1 protein-coding gene is annotated in these 1127 nt (G+C 70.7%); it reads left to right on the top strand.

Annotated features, from left to right (window positions below):
* Positions 1-22: 22 nt before the first annotated feature.
* Positions 23-1127 (top strand): aminotransferase-like domain-containing protein (locus ACSFA3_RS25030; protein ID WP_435508048.1); only part of this gene is annotated, 1105 nt, incomplete at its 3' end.

Genomic DNA, 1127 nt, shown 5'->3' with positions numbered 1-1127 from the left:
ATTGTCATGGATACATCGCACGATGGCCGAAGCCCGCTACAAGCAACTGGTCGATGAACTCGCCGCCGAGATCCGCGCGGGGCGCCTGAAGCCGGGCACCCGCCTGCCCACGCACCGGCGGCTGGCCGAGCGCCACGGCCTGGCCCTGGTCACTGCATCGCGCGTCTATGCGGAGCTGGAGGCCATGGGGCTGGTCAGCGGCGAGGTCGGCCGCGGCACCTTCGTGCGAGAGACGACGCTGCACGGCGGCGCAGGTGTCGACCAACGGACCATGGCGCCGGACCTGGTCGACCTGAACTTCAACTACCCGTCTTTGCCCGGGCAGGCCGAGCTGCTGCGCGGCGCGCTGCGGCAGCTCGCCGCCGGCGGAGAGCTGGAAGCGATGCTGCGTTACGCACCCCATGGCGGGCGAATGCACGAGCGCGCCTGCGTCGCCCGGCACCTCGCGTCGCGGGGGCTGGCAGCCGAGCCGTCGAGGGTGATGCTGGTCGACGGCGCGCAGCATGGCCTGGCAGTAACGGTGATGGCGCTGCTGCAACCGGGCGACGTGGTCGCGGTCGATGCACTCACCTACCCCGGCTTCAAGGTGCTCGCCGAGGCACATCGGCGGGAACTGGCGCCCATTCCCGCATCCGGGCAGGGCCCCGACCTGGACGCGCTGGAACGCCTGTGCGAGCGCCGCCGCGTGCGGGCCGTCTACACGATGCCGACCCTGCACAACCCGCTGGGCTGGGTGATGAGCGCTAGCCGGCGCCGGCGACTGGCCGCCATCGCAAGGCGGCATGGCCTGCTCGTCATCGAGGACGCGGCCTACGCCTTTCTGGCCGACGATCCACCGCCGCCGCTGGCAACGCTGGCACCGGAGACGACGGTGTATGTCTCGGGCTTGTCCAAGAACGTGGCGACCGGCCTGCGCGTGGGCTTCGTCGTTGCACCAGAGGCGTGGGTGCCGAAGATCGAACGGGCGATACGGGCCACGACCTGGTGCACGCCGGGCGTGACGACGGCGATCGCTTGCGCATGGCTGGAGGACGGCACTGTCGCCCGTCTCGAATCTGAAAAGCGTCAGGACGCAGCGGCGCGACAGGTCATCGCCGGCGAAGCGCTGGCCGGTCTGCGGTGCGTGC

It is taken from the genome of Variovorax glucosi (assembly GCF_051216695.1).
Taxonomy (GTDB): Bacteria; Pseudomonadota; Gammaproteobacteria; order Burkholderiales; family Burkholderiaceae_C; genus Variovorax.
The sequence above is the reverse complement of the archived record's forward strand: the minus strand, read 5'-3'. Positions and strand labels throughout refer to the sequence as shown.